Raw genomic sequence first — 551 nt, forward strand, 5'->3', positions numbered from 1 at the left:
GTGATGTCGAGGTCGCAAGCGGGATCTGGCTCGCGATAGTTGGCGGTCGGCGGCACGACGTCCTCTTGGATTGCCATCACGCAGGCGATCATTTCAAGCGCGCTCGCTGCGCCGAGGCAATGCGCGTGCGTGGACTTGGTGGAAGAGATGGACATCGAATAAGCGTGGTTTCCAAACACACGCTTGATCGCCGCCGTTTCAGTCTGATCATTGCTCTTGGTACCGGTGCCGTGCGCGTTGAGGTAGTCGACGTCCTCGGCATTCAGCCCGGCATCGGCAAGGCAGGCGCGCATCGCCGACGCTGGCCCCTCGACAGATGGCGCGGCGATGTGGAAGGCATCGGCGGAAAGGCCGACGCCGGCGATCTCGGCAAGGATTGTGGCACCACGCGCCCTGGCATGCTCGTAGCTTTCCAGCACGGCCATGCCAGCACCCTCGCCCAGCACCAGGCCCTTCCTATCGGCGGAGAAGGGCCGGCAGGTATCGGGTGAAAGCACGCGCATTGCTTCCCATGCTTTCAGCACGCCCCATGCGAAGGGTGCGTCGCTGCC

At 63.9% G+C, this 551-nt stretch carries 1 protein-coding gene; it reads right to left on the reverse strand.

The genetic code is table 11. The features are described from left to right. Window positions 1-551, reverse strand: a 551-nt coding sequence (locus tag EN738_RS34915) for a beta-ketoacyl synthase N-terminal-like domain-containing protein (RefSeq protein WP_281034109.1), incomplete at both ends; no start/stop codon positions are given.

It is taken from the genome of Mesorhizobium sp. M4B.F.Ca.ET.017.02.2.1 (genome assembly GCF_003998955.1).
GTDB classification, from domain to species: Bacteria; Pseudomonadota; Alphaproteobacteria; order Rhizobiales; family Rhizobiaceae; genus Mesorhizobium; species Mesorhizobium abyssinicae.